This window comes from Niastella sp., from assembly GCF_045805085.1.
Lineage (GTDB): Bacteria > Bacteroidota > Bacteroidia > Chitinophagales > Chitinophagaceae > Niastella.
In genome coordinates, this window is record NZ_JBJMLX010000337.1 from 1 (window position 1) to 19,749 (window position 19,749).

15 protein-coding genes are annotated in these 19,749 nt (G+C 44.4%); 4 read left to right on the plus strand and 11 right to left on the minus strand.

Translation table 11 applies throughout. The annotated features are described in order from the left end of the window. Positions 1-189: 189 nt before the first annotated feature. A complete protein-coding gene (locus ACJ751_RS17625) occupies positions 190-1,446 on the minus strand; it encodes an efflux RND transporter periplasmic adaptor subunit (RefSeq protein ID WP_407746838.1) in 1,257 nt (418 codons plus the stop codon). A gap of 258 nt (positions 1,447-1,704) precedes the next feature. On the opposite strand from ACJ751_RS17625, the gene ACJ751_RS17630 reads away from it, so the two are divergent. Both ACJ751_RS17630 and ACJ751_RS17635 read left to right on the plus strand, forming a co-directional pair. Then, a complete protein-coding gene (locus ACJ751_RS17630; RefSeq protein WP_407746839.1) occupies positions 1,705-3,063 on the plus strand; it encodes a sigma-54-dependent transcriptional regulator in 1,359 nt (452 codons plus the stop codon). A gap of 136 nt (positions 3,064-3,199) precedes the next feature. After that, positions 3,200-4,543, plus strand: a complete 1,344-nt coding sequence (locus tag ACJ751_RS17635; RefSeq protein WP_407746840.1) for a sensor histidine kinase — start codon at positions 3,200-3,202, stop codon at positions 4,541-4,543. A gap of 3 nt (positions 4,544-4,546) precedes the next feature. On the opposite strand, the gene ACJ751_RS17640 is transcribed toward ACJ751_RS17635, so the two are convergent. The 3 genes from ACJ751_RS17640 to ychF form a co-directional block, all read right to left on the minus strand. Further along, complete coding sequence (locus ACJ751_RS17640; protein WP_407746841.1) at positions 4,547-5,053, minus strand: hypothetical protein; 507 nt, start codon at positions 5,051-5,053, stop codon at positions 4,547-4,549. 297 nt (positions 5,054-5,350) lie between these two features. Beyond that, the gene (locus tag ACJ751_RS17645) at positions 5,351-5,644 is read right to left on the minus strand and encodes a hypothetical protein (protein ID WP_407746842.1); all 294 of its coding nucleotides are present in this window, start codon (positions 5,642-5,644) and stop codon (positions 5,351-5,353) included. Positions 5,645-5,812: 168 nt separating this feature from the next. Further along, on the minus strand, positions 5,813-6,910 hold the full coding sequence (ychF, locus tag ACJ751_RS17650; RefSeq protein ID WP_407746843.1) for a redox-regulated ATPase YchF: 1,098 nt from the start codon (positions 6,908-6,910) through the stop codon (positions 5,813-5,815). A gap of 192 nt (positions 6,911-7,102) precedes the next feature. Between ychF and ACJ751_RS17655 the strand changes: the two genes are divergently transcribed. Continuing rightward, positions 7,103-8,476 (plus strand): nucleoside recognition domain-containing protein, encoded by a 1,374-nt coding sequence (locus ACJ751_RS17655; protein ID WP_407746844.1) that lies wholly within the window; start codon positions 7,103-7,105, stop codon positions 8,474-8,476. Here ACJ751_RS17655 and ACJ751_RS17660 read toward each other — a convergent pair. From ACJ751_RS17660 to ACJ751_RS17690, 7 genes are all read right to left on the minus strand, one after another. After that, positions 8,469-9,179, minus strand: a complete 711-nt coding sequence (locus ACJ751_RS17660) for a hypothetical protein (RefSeq protein WP_407746845.1) — start codon at positions 9,177-9,179, stop codon at positions 8,469-8,471. The two genes, ACJ751_RS17655 and ACJ751_RS17660, sit on opposite strands and share 8 nt — an antisense overlap. Positions 9,180-9,422: 243 nt before the next feature. Beyond that, positions 9,423-10,172 carry a DeoR/GlpR family DNA-binding transcription regulator gene (locus ACJ751_RS17665; RefSeq protein ID WP_407746846.1) on the minus strand — a complete coding sequence of 250 codons (750 nt, stop codon included), beginning with the start codon at positions 10,170-10,172 and terminating at the stop codon, positions 9,423-9,425. Positions 10,173-10,634: 462 nt separating this feature from the next. Beyond that, on the minus strand, positions 10,635-11,093 hold the full coding sequence (locus ACJ751_RS17670) for a hypothetical protein (RefSeq protein ID WP_407746847.1): 459 nt from the start codon (positions 11,091-11,093) through the stop codon (positions 10,635-10,637). Between the two features lie 200 nt (positions 11,094-11,293). Continuing rightward, positions 11,294-13,489, minus strand: a complete 2,196-nt coding sequence (locus ACJ751_RS17675) for an OstA-like protein (protein WP_407746848.1) — start codon at positions 13,487-13,489, stop codon at positions 11,294-11,296. A gap of 17 nt (positions 13,490-13,506) precedes the next feature. Continuing rightward, positions 13,507-14,475 carry an MlaD family protein gene (locus ACJ751_RS17680; RefSeq protein WP_407746849.1) on the minus strand — a complete coding sequence of 323 codons (969 nt, stop codon included), beginning with the start codon at positions 14,473-14,475 and terminating at the stop codon, positions 13,507-13,509. Positions 14,476-14,662: 187 nt separating this feature from the next. Continuing rightward, positions 14,663-15,637 (minus strand): N-acetylmuramoyl-L-alanine amidase, encoded by a 975-nt coding sequence (locus ACJ751_RS17685; RefSeq protein ID WP_407746850.1) that lies wholly within the window; start codon positions 15,635-15,637, stop codon positions 14,663-14,665. 210 nt (positions 15,638-15,847) lie between these two features. Then, positions 15,848-16,873, minus strand: coding sequence for an N-acetylmuramoyl-L-alanine amidase (locus ACJ751_RS17690; protein ID WP_407746851.1), 1,026 nt, complete (start codon positions 16,871-16,873; stop codon positions 15,848-15,850). 83 nt (positions 16,874-16,956) lie between these two features. On the opposite strand from ACJ751_RS17690, the gene ACJ751_RS17695 reads away from it, so the two are divergent. Continuing rightward, positions 16,957-19,707 (plus strand): putative LPS assembly protein LptD, encoded by a 2,751-nt coding sequence (locus tag ACJ751_RS17695; protein ID WP_407746852.1) that lies wholly within the window; start codon positions 16,957-16,959, stop codon positions 19,705-19,707. Positions 19,708-19,749 lie beyond the last annotated feature (42 nt).

Genomic DNA, 19,749 nt, shown 5'->3' on the forward strand with positions numbered 1-19,749 from the left:
AGGTCCAGGTCATCAATCATCAGCGCCACCTTTTTAACCGGTGTTGTTGTTACCTGTTTTACCAGTTTACCGGTGCAATGTACCCCGCCGCAATAATTGTTGGGCGAAGCTGCACCTGCGCCAATGAGCAACACAGCCAGTAAACAGATGATCTTTATTTTCATGTTGGTTGGTTTATTGGTAAAATGATCATTCTTTCTTCAGTACTAATTCCTGCATTTTATCATAATTCTCATAGCTGGAGGTAACCACCTTATCACCGGGTTTCAGGCCTTCCAGCACTTCATAATAATCGGGGTTCTGACGGCCCAGCTGAATATTGATCCGGGAAGCGATCTTTCCATCATCACTTACTTTAAAGATCCAGTTACCACCGGTGCTTTGGAAGAAACCGCCTTTGGGCACCAGGATGGCCTGTGTTTCATCGCTCAGCGCCAGTAAGATCTGTAACGTTTGACCCCGGCGGATATTCTTTGGCACTTCACCCACAAACTCCATATCAACCTGGAAATGGCCACTTACTACCTGGGTATATACCTTTTTGATCTTGAGTTTGTATTCTTTGTCCACCAGGGTAAATTTAGCCGTTAAACCGGTAAATACATTGGTGATGTAGTGTTCATCAATATCGGCCCTTATCTTGAAACCGGAAGCAGCATCGATTTGTCCGAGCCGGATACCGGCGCCAATGTTCTGACCAATTTCCGCATCGAACGAAGTCAGTTGTCCGGCAATAGGAGATTTTACTACCAGGTCGCCCACTTTCTTCTTCATAAGGTCGAGCGCCTTTTTCATGTTCAGGTACGATTGCTCGTTTTGCTGTAACTGTATTTTGTTGGTAGCGGAATCCTGCCGCATGATGTCTTCCGTTAATTTTTTGCGGCGTACCTGGTACTGATAGGCGTTTTCAGCCGACTGAAATTCCTGCGACCCGATCACTTTTTGCGAAAACAGTTTTTTATTCAGGTTATATACCCGTTCGGCTTCTTTCAGGGCATTATCAACTTCAGCCATCTGGTTCAAACGGGCTACAGTATTTTGCTGGGCATTGTTACGGGCGATCTGCATTTGTGTCAATACATTGAACACACTGGTTTCCTGGTTGGCCAGGCTCAGTTCCAGGTCGGGGTTGCTTAATCGCAGAATGGGCTGGCCTTCCTGCATCATGGCGCCATCTTCAACATATTTCTGTTCAACACGCCCGCCTTCCTGCGCATCGAGATAGATAGAAGTCTGGGGTAATACAATGCCGTTGATGGCGATGGTTACCTGGAAGGGGCCTTTTTTTACTTCACTGATGGTAAGGCGTTCCGTATCTACATTCAGCCGGCTTTTGCCGGAAGTGAAATAATAGCTGCCCAGTATCAGCAGGGCGATTGCAGCAATACCTGCAATGGTTACAATCCGTTTAGAGGTCCATTTCTTTTTTGCAATAACTCTATCCACTGTATTTATTTTTAATGTAATCCGAAGCGATACAGCATACCTCGCAACAATATGCCAGAATATAAGCAATGTGATTTACAAGCTATTACACTGTAAAATGGTGTTCGGCTGTTCGCAACCAGTACAATAACTGTACGCTTTTGATACACTGGTGCAAATCAGCTGTTGCTTCATAAAATATTGTTTGCTACGGCTTTGTAATTATGGTATAATTGTAGTGAAGAATGTTGCATAGAACCGAAATTTTTAAATAAAGTTATGTTACTGAAGAACGCTACCATACTGGTGATTGACGATGACGTGGATGTACTGACTGCTGTGCGATTGCTGCTGAAAACAGAGGCAAAAGAAGTAGTAACAGAAAAGAACCCCGAAAATTTGCGTTGGTTATTATCGAAGCAGCAATTTGATGTGATCCTGCTCGACATGAATTTCAACAGTTCCATTAATACAGGAAACGAGGGGTTGTTCTGGTTGAAGAAAGTGAAGGAATTTAAATCAGAAGCAGCTGTCATCATGATCACGGCTTATGGCGATATTGACCTTGCCGTACGATCGCTGAAAGAAGGGGCTGCGGATTTTGTAGTAAAACCCTGGCACAATGAAAAGCTGATTATAACTATAAAGGATGCGTTAAAAAAGAAGGAGGGCAAATCCTCATCGCCTGCGCAGCGCAGTAACGATTCCATTATCGGGACTGAACTGCTGGGCGAATCGGAGATAATGAATGATATCTTTTATAAAATAGAAAAGATAGCACCTACCGATGCCAACATTTTGATATTGGGTGAGAACGGGACCGGAAAAGACCTGATCGCTAAAGCCATTCACCAGCAATCGCTGCGGGCCAAGAAAGCCTATGTAAAAGTGGATGTGGGCGCCCTCACCGAAACTTTGTTTGAGAGTGAGCTGTTCGGTCATAAAAAGGGTGCGTTCACCGATGCGCGGGAAGACCGTGTGGGCCGTTTTGAGGCGGCTAATGGCGGTACGCTTTTTATGGATGAGATCGGCAATATCTCCCTGCATCAGCAAGCCAAATTATTAAGCGTATTACAGAACCGGCAGGTGATTAAGCTGGGGACCAACGATCCGTTGCCGGTTGACATCCGGCTTATTTGCGCTACCAACGTTCCGTTAACTGAACTGGCTAATGAGAACCGTTTCAGGAAAGACCTTATCTATCGTATCAACACGGTAGAGATCATGGTGCCACCCTTACGTAAACGCGGCAACGATATTATTTTGCTGGCGAGGCATTTCAGTCAGTTGTACAGCAATAAATACCTGAAACCGGTAATGGAGTTTGATGATAAAGCGATTGAGAAATTGCTGGCCTATCATTTTCCCGGTAACATCAGGGAATTGCAATATACCATTGAGCGGGCAGTGATCATGAGCGACGGGCATGTGCTGCAGGCAACGGATCTTATTTTCTCACCCATTGAATCAAATATGTCGCAGGAAAAAGAACCCGATGAACTAAACCTGAGTGCCGTAGAAAAGAATACCATTCTGCACGTAATTGAAAAACACAATGGAAATATTACCCGCGCAGCAAAGGAGTTGGGATTAACGAGGACGGCGTTGTATCGAAGGTTGAGTAAGTACGATATATGAGGGGAAGCTGACCAGTTGACGAGTTGATCAGTTGACGAGTTAACAAGTTAACGAGGTGGAAGAAGGTTTGGAGGAAGAAAGCAGGAGGTTGACAGAGTGCCTCCTAAAAAATTAAACATTACTTTAAATAATTAGCTTGTTCTATAAACGATTTGAATGGCGGATCATTTTTCAGGTGGTATATTTATTTATCACCCTGACCGTAGCTTCATTTTTTCTGGTGAAAGGCCGGTATGAATTACTGGTAATTATGGTGCCGTTGATCATTTATGGCATAATTGCCATATTTCGCTTTCTACGAAAAGCGCATACCGAGTTGAACCAGTTTGTTGAATCGGTACATTATCGCGATTTCTCCCGTTATTTCGATGTAAAGCATGCGCCTGTAGAACTTCAACCATTGCGTAAAGGTTTCAATGAGATCAATTCTACATTTAAAGTAATCAGTAAAGAAAAGGAAACGCAGTTCCAGTACCTGCAAAAAATTCTGGAGCTGGTTGATACCGGTATTTTATCGTACCGCGAGCACAACGGGGAAGTGGTGTGGATGAACGAATCGTTGAAACGGATGCTGCAACTGCCATATCTGAAAACCATTCATTCGCTGGCTCGTCGCGATGGGGAACTGTACCGGCAGGTGACTTTATTAAAGCCAGGTGAAACAAAGATCGCTACTGCGCATAGCGAGAAAACATCATTTAAATTATTGATGTCTGCCACAGCTTTTCAAACCGATGGCAGCAAGTTTAAACTGATTGCTTTTCAAAACGTGAGTGAAGCATTGGATGAAACCGAATCAAAAGCCTGGCAAAAGCTGTTGAGTGTAATGACGCATGAGATCATGAATTCCATTGCACCCATCTCCTCATTGGCCGAAACGTTGAAATACCGGCTGCAACAATTTGCCGTGCGGCCTGAGCTGGAATCCGGCTCCATGGACGACCTGGAATTAGGCATAGATACCATTAAAAGAAGGAGTGAGGGGTTGTTGAAATTTGCGGAAACGTATCGCAACCTGAACAAGATCACCACGTTGAACCTGAAGAAAATTTATGTGCGCGATCTGTTCGAAAACCTGCATCACCTGATGCAGCCTACACTGGATCAAAAGAACATTGAGATGGAGATCATTTTAAAAGATCCCGATCTGCAACTGGATGCGGATACTAACCTGCTGGAGCAGGTGCTGATTAACCTGGTGGTGAACGCCATGGAAGCCGTGAAGGAACGGGAAGAACCGCGCATTATTCTATCCGCCTATTTTGCCAATAACCATAGAACGGTCATTAAAGTAGCAGACAACGGTACCGGAATGCCCGAAGAGGTGCTGGATAAAATATTCATTCCATTTTTCAGCACTAAAAAAAGCGGCAGTGGTATTGGTTTAAGCTTATGTAAACAAATTATGATGCTGCACAAGGGTAATATTCAGGTGCAATCAATAGAAGGACAGGGGACTGCATTTATGATGCAGTTTTAAAATTTACAAACTCAATGATACCCGTTTGGCCAGCCAGCTATCTTTTACCGGTATCAGCCATTTATTTTCCAGTTCTTCTTTTGTTTGAACCAGGTTGTTGAAGTAAAGCGTATCTGGTGAAATGAAATTATTATTGATTGCGTATTGCAATTGAGAGAGTGGCAACATTTGCACTTTATCTTTTACCTGAAACGTGAGCATTTGCCGGTCGAACATATTTACATTGAACAGCTGTTCAATTTGTTTTATGAGGCGAACCGAGCTGTCGGTGCTGCAACCGCTTACACCCGTAGCACGTTCATCGGCCATCAACACAACAAACTGACCAAAGAACAGGTTTCCATAACCTTTTACCGGGGCGCCATGCGATTGCCAGTTAGCGGCGAAATTATTTAGCAGCTCTTCAATATGCAAAGCTTCACTCATCATAAATAACCGGCTGCTTTGGTACACCCATACTCTTGAATCCGGAGCAAAATCGGCTGGTATCAGTTCTTTGTAGTCTATCATGGTGCAAAATTAATACAAATCAATCAGATCGCCGTCATGGCAAAATTGATTGTTAAACGTTATAAATCACAGGAATTACAACGTATATTACCGGTAAAAGTTTATTGCTGTTAAGAAAAAGAAGGGAGGCTGGGCGGCTAGAGTTTTAATAAAATGAGCGGATACAAACCCATTAACAATATCACTATGAGAATGAAAATTCTCTCCAACCATTTTTTTTGCCTGGCAATGATCTTATCTTTCGCTGCTAATGTTCCAATACTCATAGCCTTTTATATTTTAAGGGAACTGAACTGCTTAATGTTTTAATAATATGGTAGCATACAGACCCATGATCATTAATACGACAGTAATGAAGGTACTTAACATCCATTTTTGTTGGGAAAGCGAATGCTCCTTCATTTCATTGCGTAGACTGTGAATTTCTTCTTTTAATACAAAGAGATCTTTTTTTGTAGCTAATATTTCAGTTTTATTATTCAATTCGTCTTTTACTTTTATTTCAACATATTGGGTAAGGCATTCAGCTTCATTTCTACCCACCTTTTGCGCCAACGCTTCATACAGCTTCGTTAGGGTTACCTTTTCCATTGATAGAGTATTTCTGATTAGTATACCAAATATAATAAAAAAAAATAAACTAATGAACGAAATTGATAAATATTTTAGCAAAACTGCTGATGTATATAGTACAACAAAAAGGGCTATCACGTTTTATAAAGTGATAGCCCTTTTTGCTATTAATGTATTCGTTTAAGTTTACACGTTAAATCTAAAATGCATCACATCGCCATCCTTCACAATATACTCCTTACCCTCGATGCGCAGTTTACCGGCATCGCGGCAGGCGGCTTCTGAACCGTAGGTGATATAGTCGTTGTAGGCAATTACTTCCGCCTTGATAAAGCCTTTTTCAAAATCAGTATGAATAACGCTGGCGGCCTGAGGAGCTTTCCAGCCTTCGTGGATCGTCCAGGCGCGAACTTCCTGCACCCCGGCGGTGAAATAGGTTTGCAGGTTCAGTAATTTATATGCTGAATGGATCAGACGATCAAGGGCGGGTTCTGTCATTTTGTATTCTTCCATGAACATCTGCTTGTCTGCAGGGTCTTCCATTTCACTGATCTGGGCTTCAATGTTGTTGTTCATGATGATCACCTGGGCGTTTTCACCTTTAATGGCTTCCTGCAGGGCGTCTGAGAACTTGTTACCGGTATGCATACTTGCTTCATCCACATTGGCTACGTACAACACCGGTTTTTCAGTGAGCAGGAACAGGTCAGCAATGGCCGGGCGCTCTTCTTTGGTAAGTGCCAATCCACGAATGCTTTTGCCTTTTTCCAGGTGTTCTTTACAACGAACCAGTACGTCGTATTCTACTTTCAACTTGGGATCGATGCGCGCCTGTTTTTCAACCCGGCTTATTTTCTTGTCAACACTTTCCAGGTCTTTCAGCTGTAATTCAATATCAATGATCTCTTTATCGCTTACGGGGTTGATGGCGCCTTCGTCACGTAAAATGTTCTCATCTTCAAAACAGCGAATTACGTGAATAATGGCATCCACTTCGCGGATGTTACCCAGGAATTTATTCCCCAGTCCTTCACCCTTGCTGGCGCCACGCACCAGACCGGCAATGTCCACAATTTCAATCTGGGTAGGAACAATTCTATCAGGATGCACCAGTTCTGCCAGTTTTTGCAGGCGGGCATCGGGCACATCAACCAGTCCAACATTCGGATCGATAGTACAGAAACGATAGTTGCTGGCTTGTGCTTTGGCACTGTTACTCACTGCGTTAAATAAGGTTGATTTCCCAACGTTCGGTAATCCGACAATTCCTGCTTGTAAAGCCATTTTCTAAGTTTTTAATTCTATGTTCTTCGTTTCTAGTTCCCGGGTCAATTGTTCTGAGTGGCTGATTTTCAGGAAACTCAGAACCAGGAACGCAAAACTGAAAACTGTTTTCGGCGCGCAAAGATAGGGTATTACCGGGTACTAATATATGGCCGGATTCCTTTATCTTCAACGCTTAATCTTATTTCCCTTATGGCATTGAGTCGCATCTGGAGCGCCTTTATTCTTATATCCATTTTAGTGGCTGTTTTTAAGTTTGCCGCCTGTGGTGAAAAGCAGATCTTCAGCTCCATGGTGGTGGGTAAAAAAGGCGATTCAGTGCAGGTGCAGATGAGCCCGGTTGCCGTGGCCAATGCAGCAAAGGCCGCTGCCCTGGATAGCAGTGGCCAGGTAGGCGCGGGTGATGTAAAAACCCGGATCCAGGTATCCAATGGTATTGTAGATACCTGTAAAGATGCGGTAACGCTGTGTATTGAATTAATAGGCATGTTGGCCCTGTTCATGGGTTTTATGAGCATTGCCGAAAGGGCGGGGGGCATCAACCTGCTGTCGCGGATCATCGGTCCTTTCTTCTCAAAGCTGTTCCCCGAGGTGCCCAAGGGCCATCCGGCCATGGGTCATATGATCATGAATTTTTCCGCCAATTTACTGGGGCTCGATAATGCGGCCACCCCTTTTGGGTTGAAGGCCATGCAAAGCCTGCAGGAGCTGAACCCAAAAAAAGACGTGGCCTCCAATGCCCAGATCATGTTCCTGTGTTTACATGCGGCGGGTTTCAATATTATTCCGGTAAGTGTTATTGCCATCAGGGCGGCCCAGCATGCCAGCGATCCTACCGATGTGTTTCTGCCCTGTATGATCGTTACGTTTATCGGCACCATGACGGCCATGATCATCGTTTCGTTCAGGCAACAGATCAGGCTATTGCAACCGGTTATTGTTATGTGGGTGCTGGGAATTTCTACGGTAGTGGCCCTGATCGTTTGGTATATTACCACCCTGAGCGCCGGCGGTGTACAGTTCTTTAGCAGCGTTCTGAGCAATGGCCTGATCCTGCTGGTGTTCCTGCTGATTATCCTGGGTGGACTTTATAAAAGGATAAATATTTTCGATGCGTTTATAGACGGGGCCAAAAATGGTTTCGATACTGCTATTCGTATTATTCCTTATTTGGTGGGCATTCTGGTGGCTGTGAGTATGCTGCGTACCAGCGGTACCTTCGATGTGGTGATCGATGGCATCAAAAACTTCTTTGCTTACCTGGGGGCCGATACCCGGTTTGTAGATGGATTGCCTACGGCGTTAATTCGCCCGTTAAGCGGCGGCGCTGCCCGGGGTATGATGGTGAGCACCATGATCGCAAACGGTCCCGATTCGTTTGCCAGCCGTCTCTCCGGCATTTTCCAGGGGGCATCTGATACTACCTTCTATATAGTGGCGGTGTATTTTGGCGCCGTTTCCATAAAGGATACCCGGTATGCCATTGGGTCTATGTTACTGGCCGACCTGGTGGGGGTAATTACCTCGATCGCCCTGGCCTATATCTTCTTTGGAAATATTAATTAGCATCTTCGCCATTTATGGCGGCAAACAGGGCTACGATGTCTTTATCGAGCTCTACTATTTTATTGTGTAATTGAATGTGCTGATCAAGAAATGCGGCGCGGGCTTCATACATTTTGTCTACGAAATGGATCAGATCGGAAAAAGCGCCTCTGAAATCATCAAAGTTCTCATCCAGCGTACAAATATCGATCTCCATGTTTTTATAATCCCTGATTATAGGGGAGAAATATTTATCGTCGAATACGTCAAACAACTGTTCCAGTTGTTCCTGTTGTTTTTCAACGGTGGCAAACTCCTGTTCTGCTGCCCGCAATCCATCGATATACACATCGTAGCTGTGGTTAAAATTATGCAGCTCTGTAAGTAATGGCTGCGTATCGTAACAAACGCGTTCACTTTCATCAATTGATTCTATTTCATTATCTGTAAGCGGACCACCCTCCTGCAGGTAATGCAACATGGGGGTTAATAACAGGTACTCGTTTTGCAGGTTATTGAATATGCCCTGGCATTGTTGCAATATTTTATCGGTGCCTGTATAATAAGTATGTAACCGGGTCAATACATCTTTATAAGCTTGTGACCCATTGTGCAGTTCCACATATTTTTCTATCGCTTCCTGTTCTAAAGTGCTTAGCGGCGCTTCGCTTACATAATCCAGTTTAATAACATGGAAAGGGTGGTTAATGATCGTTGGTTTCATAAGCACCATTTTACGGTATTATAAAGCTACCGATAATTTCATGTACCCCGCACAAAAAAAATCCGCCTTCATTTTCAAGGTGTTTGAAGTACGCTAAAAGCAAAAGTCCTCCCGATTTACCGGGAGGAACTTAATTATATACTAATACCGTTTATCGTAATACGAAAACTACCAGTACGGATTTTGCATGGCTTTCTGCATATCGTTTGGGGAAGTGCAGGTAGGCAAGGGCGTAATAGTTAATTACAGTACCTGAATGCCTGCATCGATGTACGGTTTTAATACCGGAGAATCGGGAGGTAATTCGGTGATCAGGATGTCTATGTCTGAAATATTGCAAATGTGAATAGGCTGCAGGGTGTTTATCTTTTCTGAAATGGTGCAGCACACTACTTTTTGTGAGGAGTCGATCATGATCTTCTTCAGCTGTGCTATTTCCCAGTCGTTTTCGGTAGTGCCTCGTTTTATATCGATGGCGTTTATGCCCAGGAAGCACAGGTCCGCATTTATATTTTTGATCTTGGCAATGGCTTCTGCGCCAATGGTGATCTTGGCATTTTTTGATACCCGGTCGCCGATCATTATCACTTCAATATTGGGATGTTGCATGTATTCGAGTATGGCTGGAATACTGCCTGAAATGAATGTTGCTCTTAAGGCTGGGGGCAGGGCCCGGGCCATTTCAATAATGGTAGTGCCACCACTGGTGAGCACAAACATGCCATCCTGGATGAGTGCTGCGGCTTTTTGTCCAATTATCTTTTTCTGGTCCTGCGAGTACACGCTCAAACCGGAATAGGTTACGTCGTTAAAGGAATGGGAAAGGGCGCCGCCATGAACTTTTATCAGTTTGCCTTCGTCTGAAAGCTCCATTAAATCGCGGCGGATGGTGTCTTCCGACACCCGGATCTCATGACTAAGCAGGGAAGAAAGTACTTTATTGTGCAGGTTTACCTGATGCAGGATGTATGCCTGACGTTCTTTTTTCAGCATAATCTGTTAGTTGGTTTCAACTCAAATATAAAGGGAATGTGGCAAGAATACGCAAAAATGTAATTAAATATGGATAAATAACGCAAAATAAGGCGCGTATTTGAGTGTTATTTTATTGTAAGTGCGGTATTTTGCAGCAATGACATATGTAGGATGTAAGTTTTTAAGATTGGGTTGCAGGAGTTGACAGGTTGCCTTTTGTGAGCCTTGGACGTTTGGGGAAGTAAGGAGGAAGTTGACCAGTTGATCAGTTGACCAGGTAAAAAGGTGGGATTGGGAAATCTACAGGGCAGGTTGATAGGGTTGATAAAGTTGATAAAGGAAACTGGAAAAGTATGATTGTTTGATATAGGTGAAAGGGCAGCCTTAATGAGTGGGCGAGTCCCTGCAACCCAGAAACTCAACGAACCCAAAAACTCAGAACTGTATTTCCTGGTTAACTGGTCAACTCGTCAACCTATGTTATTTCAACGTAAATCGAATAGTAAGCGCAAAAGCATCCGGGATAAAATTGATCTCAGGAAGAATGTCAAGCTCGGGTTTCCAGTCGAGGGAGAGATTAACCGGTGCATTGGTGAATTTGTAATCGAGTCCTACAACGCCCGTAGGGCCCAGGTAGGTATCGCCGTCCTGAAAACCAACATAGGCGCCACCGCCAATAAACCAGCTTAAACCGGGTGTGGTGAATTTGTTGTGCACTTCCAGCAAGCCGCCAAAACCAAAACGGTTGCCCCATGCTACAATACCTTCCAGCGCTGTTTTATCGGTAGCGAAGTATTTAACCGAAATGCCGTTGCTTAAAGTAGGAGAGGTGTTACCAAGCCGCACACCAGCTGCCAGGCGGTAGTCCTGCGCGGAAGCACGTTGGCTTACCAGCATAATCAATAATATAACGGGCAGGGTTATGGAGATCCTTTTCATGAAAAACAATTTTTGATTTTCAATGATAAAATACAATCTCTACAAACAGCTAAGGGGCGTATACGGCTGGCCGTTCTGCACACACCTGACCGTTATTAGCTGGTGTATTGATCAATGGTTGAATTGATGGGAACGAAAATAATGCCAAATGTATTGATTAACTGACTGTTAATGTAATACCAGGGCGTTTTAACTAATAATTACAGTGAATCCTTCTTACTGCTCATCGCAGGTTTTCTAAACAGCGGCTTTTCTTTTTGCGGGTCCTTTCCTTTTGGTAACTCCGTTGGAGTTTCCTTTTTCGGATCTTTCAGGGGATTTTTGGGCAGTGATATTTTTGAACTATCCACTTTTATTCTATCCAGGTGCAGGCTGTCAATCAGGGTGCTATCCATGAGAGTGCTGTCCATTAACGTGCTATCTGTTATGATAACAGGCTTTTTAATATCTTCAAACAATTCAAACTTTGTTTTTGGCCGAAGACTATCGAGCCATTTAAAGTTACGAAGCATTTTGTTTTCGTCTTTAGCCTGTTTTACAGGGTACATGGTACCGTTTACTTCGCTTATGAAAACTACTTTATTCAGCTCCTTGTTCTTGAAGCGCATGTCGATGATGTCGCTGGTGGCGTTGTTGATACCTACCAGCTTTCCCTTATCATCCTTCACATAATAGATGCTTTCGCCATTACCCGTAGCCCGCATATAATCCATTTCCCCATCCTTGAAATAACCATTCAGGCGATTGCCTTTTATCTGGTTATACATGCTGCCTGCAGAATCACTGGTATTTATGGCAAAACCATTCTCGAATACATTCATTCTGTCTGGCTTCTTATTCTTTGTATACAGGAGTATAGTATCACCGGTGATCTGGCTTTTGCTGGCCCACAGAACCGGGTTGGTGAATAATCTAAAAATGGAATCCTTGCCTGAGTACCACAGGCTGTCTGATACCGCCTGCATGGAATCGGAAAAAATACGCACATGGTGCCACGCCTGGAAGTAGCGGTCGGTACTATCGTTTTTGTTTTCTGTAGCTGCTGGCTTCTCAGGTTTACCGGCAACCGCTGCCTTTGCTTTGGCAGTTGGAATATTTTTATTGACTGGTTTTTTAACCAGGGCTGTATCTTTTATTACAGGTTTTACAGGTTCGCGGGGCAGGCTGACCGAATCTGTTTTCACCGGTACTTTTACCAGCGCCGTATCGATTACCACCTTTTTGGCGGAGTCGATGGGCAGGTTAAGGGAATCTTTGTTTACCGGTATTTTTACCAGGGCCGAATCTGGGACCACGTGTTTGATGGAATCGGGTTGCAGCTTGCTGGTGTCTTTAACGATGGTTCTTTTTTTAAGACCTGAATCTGCCTTTATGCGGTTGGTTGAATCGCGAAACCGGCTGGATTCCATTAAGGCATTCAATTTACTCAGCCTGCCCGAAGCAAGCGTATCGCCTGTGATGTAGATGGAATCCTTGTCCTGTTTTATGATCAACAACGGGTGCTGGGTAGCCCAGAAGGTACCTTCCTTGTTGTTGGCTTCAATAAAATTGGCCAGCACCGACACGCCCTGGGCGGTATCAACATACACGGCGTTACCGCGCAAAATGCTTTTGCCGTTGCTGTCGTCGCTGTCAATGGTCTCGGCTGTAATTCTCACCGCCCCATCATTCAGCACCGGCCGCTTGCCAAAAAAGGCCTTGCGGTTTTGGGTATCGTAAAAACCTTCTTTGGTTTTGATAACCCTTTTTGAACTGTCGATAATAGTGGTAGGAGCAATAAACGTGGCTACCTGGCTATTGGTGTTATACAATAATGAATCGGTCTTCAACGTGTATTGCGGGTCCTTGAGGTCAACATTCTTTTTGAAATACACATCCTTCAATTCTTCATAGTAAGTGCCTTCTTTACTGGTTAATACCGATCCCTTGTTGATGAGTTTGCCACCATTGTGGTATTCCCCGATCTTCAGGTTCATATCGTACGTAAGCTCGTTGGTGGTGAGGGTGCTTTTACTATCAGTTAATGATACGTTGTTTTTAAGGTAGGCCATTTTGGTGTCAACATAATATTGCAGGTACTGCGATCGGATGTTGACGGTGTCATTATCGATGATATGTACATTGCCAAATGCTTCAACGAACCGGGTCTTTTTATTGAACACGGCGCTGTCGCAATTGATTAAAGTATTTTCCTGTTTTAACTGAACATTGCCGGCCAGCATTTGCAGGTCCAGCAGTGTATCATGTTTATAACTTAGCCGGTCGGCATTTATCAGCGTAACTACTTTCATAGTGTCTGCGCCGGGCCGGGTGGTTATTACCTGGGAGTGTATTTTACCAAAGGATAACAACGCTACCAGCGTAACTATCAGCGGCAAACCCACAATTCGTATCATTGATAAAGCTTTCCTTGTTATTTCAGTGAATCCAGCGGGGCTTTTAACGGGCCTTTTTTATCTTTTCCCCCAAACAGAGATATATTAATATAACGTTTGGGATTTACCCGCAGGTCGTCGAGCAAGATAGTCAAACTGCGATTGGTGCGCCGGACCTCATCGTACAATTGGCGATCATTTAACAGCAAGCCGGCAGTGCCATCTTTACTATCGAGTTTGCCAATAGCACCTTCCAGTCGGGCCATTGTTTTATTCAAACTTGCAATGGCATCGTCAATTCTTGCTTTAGCTAATTTATCGGTTGCTGATTGCAGATTGTTGAAGGTGCTGTCGATCTTTGGACCATTGCGGGCAAAATCAGTAGTGATGGTATTCAAATTGCCAATGGTTTTTGCCAGCATACCTGTTTCGGTATTGAGCAATTGCTGTAACGAATGGCTTGACACGGCCAGGTTGGCAACAATACCCTGTAAATTATTGCGGGTATTAGGGTCGAGAATGGTGTTCAGCTTTTGCAACACATCATCCATTGACTGCAACGTTTTGTTGATATTGCTGATAGCAGGATCAATGCTTTTCTGCAGCTTGTCGGTCAGTCCCAGTGAACGTTCTGTGCGTATGGTGTCGCCTTCTCTCAGATAATCATTGCCATTACCTAAAAATACATTTACAGCGGTAGTGCCTAATAATTCACTGTTGAGGGTAGCTACTGAATTACGGGGAATATTCAGGTCCTTGGTTAAAGTAATGGTTACTACAATACCGCTCAGGTTCTTGTCTTTTTCCTTCAGGCCGGTTACTTTACCTACCTGTAACCCGTTAATAAAAACAGGGTTACTTGTCACCAGCTTTTCTACGTTCGGAAACACTGCGTATACGTCCTTCCCACCGGTGCTTTTCCCTTTCAAAAAATTAAAGCCAAGTATAAGCACCGTGATCGCTACTGCGGTTAGGGCGCCTACTTTAGTTTCATTGGAGATTTTCATCTGTATTAGCTATGATGTTTTCAATCGCCAGACAAATCCCCGCGTACAATTGTTCACAACAGGGCGAAATCCATGTATTGGTGGTTTCATCTGAACGGGTTTGTTTTAAAGGTTGCCCTATAAAACGTCTTGTCGACGGCAAAAGTATATAAAAAATTGAAATAGACGGGGTTGGGGAAGGATGGATTCACGATTTAACTGTTGGCGAAGCTGTTTTTTTAGTGGTAGCCTTCGAAACGGGCTGTGCGGTGGTGGTTACCCCCACATTCAGGTACCGTTTAACGGCTTTTACAATAGCCGAGGCCATTTCATTCTGTCCTTTGGTGCTGTTGAGCCAGGTTTCATCTTTAGTATTTGTAATATAACCGGTTTCCACCAGGATACTGGGCATGGCCGTTGCCTGCAATACCCAGATGCCTTTTTCATTCCGTTGTTTAACGCCCCGGTTCAACCGCCCGTATTTGGCTATTTCTTCCTGCACCAGGGTGGCCAGCAGCATGCTTTTGTTGAAAAAGCGCTTGGTCCATAATAATGACTTGGCCTTGAACTCAGGGTCATTGATGTCCGGTACATATTCATCGCCCGCTTCTACATCCTCAGCCATACGTTCCCCTACAAAATCTCCTTTTATACTGGTGCGATCGGCCGCCCAGATATAGGTTTCGGTGCCGCGGGTAGGGTTATCGAGCCAGGTGATCTTATAATTTTTAACCTTGCGGGTGTGCTTTATCTTTCTTTTCCCTTTTTTGGTATAATAGGTCTCTTTTTTATACCCGATAAATTTTGATTGTTTGGTTTTGGGAGCCGCATTGGCATGAATGGAAATAAACAGATCGCCTTTGTTACGGTTGGCATAATCGGCCCGCGCCTTTATCTCAGGATAAGTATCACTCATGCGGGTATAATATATCTTAATATCCGGAAAGGCCGTTTTTATTTGATTGCCCAGCTTTAAGGCAATGGCCAGACAAACTTTTTTTTCTGTGGAATGATCGCCATGGGCGCCGGGATCGCGCCCGCCATGCCCGGCATCTATAATAATAGTTTTGATCCCCGGCTTAAATGCATGCGCATGAGCGGTCATAGCAGGGGCGGTATCATAGGCGGATACGACCATGCAAACAACCGTGCCCAAAAGGCAATAAATCAATTTTTGCAGCATGTAGTCCGGGATTTTAAATTTCAATCAAGTATACCGGTATAGCACAAAGATAATGCTGCAATTGACTTATCAATTAGTTAATGTTCAAAAAGTATTGAAATTCAAGGTAAAAAGGGAAATCACTACCGGGGTGATCAAGGCAGCAGAAAGCAAACACAGGCTGCGCCTGAATCGGGGAGTGGTGATCGTAAAATCCCTAATTCAAATAAATTATTTGCTGGTTTGTACCGGTTCGGTGGGTGTTGGGGTGGTTTGTTGAGCCGGGGCAGCACCGCCCTCCAGGCTGGATTTATATCGTTTAATAGCATTCACAATCGCCGCAACTATTTCTTCCTGACCTTTGTCGCTGTTGAGGTATTCTTCTTCCTCTGTTTGGGAAATATATCCGGTCTCTACCAGAATACTGGGCATACCAGTGGCCTGCAATACCCAAATGCCTTTTTCATTCCGTTGTTTAACCCCCCGGCTGAACCGGCCTTCTTTTACAAATTCATCTTCTACCATGGTGGCCAGTAACATGCTCTTGCCAAAATATTTCTTTTCATACAGTTGAGCACGGATCAATGCTTCGGGAGAGTTCAGATCGAGCATGTTGGTGCTGTCATCAACCACCTCGCCGCCGGTAGTATCTGAGGTATTACCGCCGCCACTGCCGGTTGAGTTAATGGCGCTGCCCTTAAAACCGGTACGGTCGGCTGCCCAGATATAGGTCTCGGTGCCATGCTCATTATTTTTCACCCAATAGCTTTCGTAGATCGGCTCGCGGATCGTTTTTTTATGTTTTTTTGATCCTTTTCCCACATACACGGTGCGGCTTTTATGCCCAACAACGCGTTTGGCATACCAGCCCCCGGCCCGCATGCCGTTGGCATTACAGTGAATGGCAATAAACAGGTCGCCCTTGGCTTCATTGGCCATATCAGCCCTGTAGCGTAAGGCATCGTGAATACTATTCAGTCCGCCCGGTAATTCATCGGTAGTGCGGGTAAATATCAGTTTGCTATCGGGTAATTCCGTGGCCAAAGCCTTACCCAGCTTGAGCGAGATCTTCAAGGCAACGGCAGCCTCGGTAGAAAACTGGCCGTTGGCGCCAGGATCTATGCCGCCATGGCCGGGATCTATTATAATAGTGCCCAGTACGGGTTTCTGTTGCGCCCATGCGCCGGTGCTCGAAAACAAGATAATTCCTGCTACAAAAAAGCTTTTAACGCAACGATATAATTTTTTTTTATTCATTTATTCTTCAAGAATTTAGGAGACTTTAATCTTCACATATTCTTAATGCATTAATACCTATTTTTGCCCACCACCTGCATATGATGAACGGACGCAAAAATAATTTAAAAGATGGTTCGGCCCTGATTTTATCTGTATGGCTTTTGCTATTAACGACGAATATCTGGGCCAATTATTTATCTATACCCCATTTTGACAAATCATTAACCCAAATTAAACAGGATACAACAAAACCTGTACGGGCACTAGATACTATTCCTAAAAAGACCGATAGCGTTCGCCGCATAGCCGATACCATTCCCTCGAAAGATACAGTAATAAACAAAATAGACACAGTTAATGTTCCGGCTTCTGAAGATTCGCTGGATGCACCGGTGGCCTATAAGGCCTCCGATAGCATGGTTTTGAACGTGCCTGATAAAAAGATCACGCTGTTCAGCAAAGCGAATATCAAGTATAAGGATATGGACCTTTCTGCCGACAGCATTGAAATGGACAATCAAAAACAAACGGTTACCGCCACCTACCGTAAAGATACAGCAGGTAATTTAGTGGGCAAACCGGTAATGTTGCAGAGCGGCAGCAAAATGAACTCCGACGTAATTAAATACAATTTCAAAAGCCAGAAGGGGATCACCGAAAATACCATGACCATTCAGGGCGAAATGCTGGTGATTGGGGAAAAGGTAAAAAAGATAAACGATAAAGATTATTTTGCTTACCGGTCGCAGTTTACTACCTGTAACCTTGATACGCCGCACTTTGCTTTCAGGGCCAATAAAATGAAAATGGTTAGCCAGAAGCTGGCCGTATCGGGGCCTATTCACCCGGAGTTTGAAGGGGTGCCGATCCCTATTTATCTTCCGTTTGGATTTTTCCCGCTGTCGCAGGGCCGCCACTCAGGTATACTGCCCCCGCAATTTTCGCAAAGCGAGCAGTTTGGTTTGGGGTTGGAAGGCCTGGGTTATTATAAAGTGCTGAACGATAATTTTGATGTGACCCTGCGTTCCAATTTATATTCCTACGGCGGATATTCCCTGTTCGCGACGCCAACCTACCGGGTGCGATACCGGTATAATGGTAGCATGAACCTCTCGTACCAGTATTCCCGGATCTTACAAAGCGGTTCCAAACAGGAATTCACCAATAGCAAAACGTACAGTATAAACTGGAGCCATACGGTGGACAGCCGCGCGCGACCTGGTCAGACCTTTTCAGCGAACGTAAACATTGCATCTACCAAATACAATCAATTAATACCGAACAATCCGCAGCTAAACTTTACTAATACACTCAGTTCATCGATCTCCTATTCAAAAACCTGGGGTGGCAGGTATAACCTTACAGCTACGGCAAACCATAGCCAGAATAACCAAACGCGGGATATCAACCTGAGCTTACCCAATTTGTCGTTCACGGTCAATACCTTTTATCCTTTGCAAAAAAAGGAATTTACGGGTACACCAAAGTGGTATGAGAAACTGGGTATCGGGTTGAACAGTACGGCTGCCAACCAGATGAACTTTAAAGAACAGGATTTCAGTTTAAGAACCCTGATAGATACCTTACAATGGGGCGCCCAGCACTCAATACCTATTCAATTATCGCTGCCTTCATTGGGACCCTTGCAAATATCACCCGGTATCAGTTACCAGGAAAAATGGTATTCGCGCAAAATGACTCGCACCTGGGATAGTGTGAACTACAGGCTTGATACTTCTGTTACCAAGGGATTATACCGGGCCAGTGATGTATCGTTCAGCGTGGGGATAAACACCGCCATGTATGGTATGTTCGATAAGTTTGGAAAGAAAAGCCCTATCGCAGCTATTCGCCACGTGATACGACCCAACGTTTCCTTTAGCTATAAACCCGACCTGGGCTCCAAATTTTACCAAAACGTGCAGGTGGATACCGCCTTTGGAAAAATACCAAACCAGGGGCACTTTCAACGATTCTCTTATTTCGATGGAAGCATTTACGGCCCACCATCTTCAGGTGTTTTTGGCGGTATTGGTTTTGGGATTGATAATAATATTGAAGCTAAAGTGCGCTCGAAAAAAGACACTGCCAATGGCGGTTTGAAGAAGGTTCGCCTGATAGACGGGTTTGGTTTTACCAGTAGTTACAACTTTATTGCCGACTCATTTAAACTGGCGCCATTTAGCTTGTATATACGCAGTACTTTGTTTGAAAAGATCAACATCACGGCAGGCGCCACCATGGATCCCTATCAGACAGATACATTTGGTTACCGTATTAATAGATACACCTGGCAGAGCAGCCAGTTTGGTATGAAGAAAAGCCTGGGTCGTATCACCAATGGTAATATTGCCATTTCAACCTCATTCCAAAGTTCGAATGTAAAGGATAAAAAAGCCGCCCAGCAAAAAGAGCAGGCATTGCGGGAGCAGGGTGGTGTATTAACGGCGGAAGAGCAGCAGGCGCAATTGGCGTATGCACGCGCCAACCCGGCCGAGTTTGCCGATTTTAACGTGCCCTGGTCGCTGAGTGTATCCTACTCCATGAGCTTTAGCCGTAGTGTTAAGCCCGATTATTCAGGCTGGCAAACCCAAACGAACCAGAACTTAAGCTGGAATGGCGACTTCAATCTTACCCCCAAATGGAAGGTGGGGATGAACGGTTATTACGACATCAAGGTCTCCAAAATACAACAGTTCAGTATGTACATTTCGCGGGAAATGCACTGCTGGCAGTTGAGCATAAATGTAACGCCGGTAGGGTTGTACCGTACCTTTAACTTTACCATCAGTCCCAAGTCGGGTATCCTGCGCGACCTGCGGTTGAATAGAACGAGATATTTCTATCAATAAACCCGGTTAGTGGTTAATGGGAAATGTTGAATCGGCAATTCG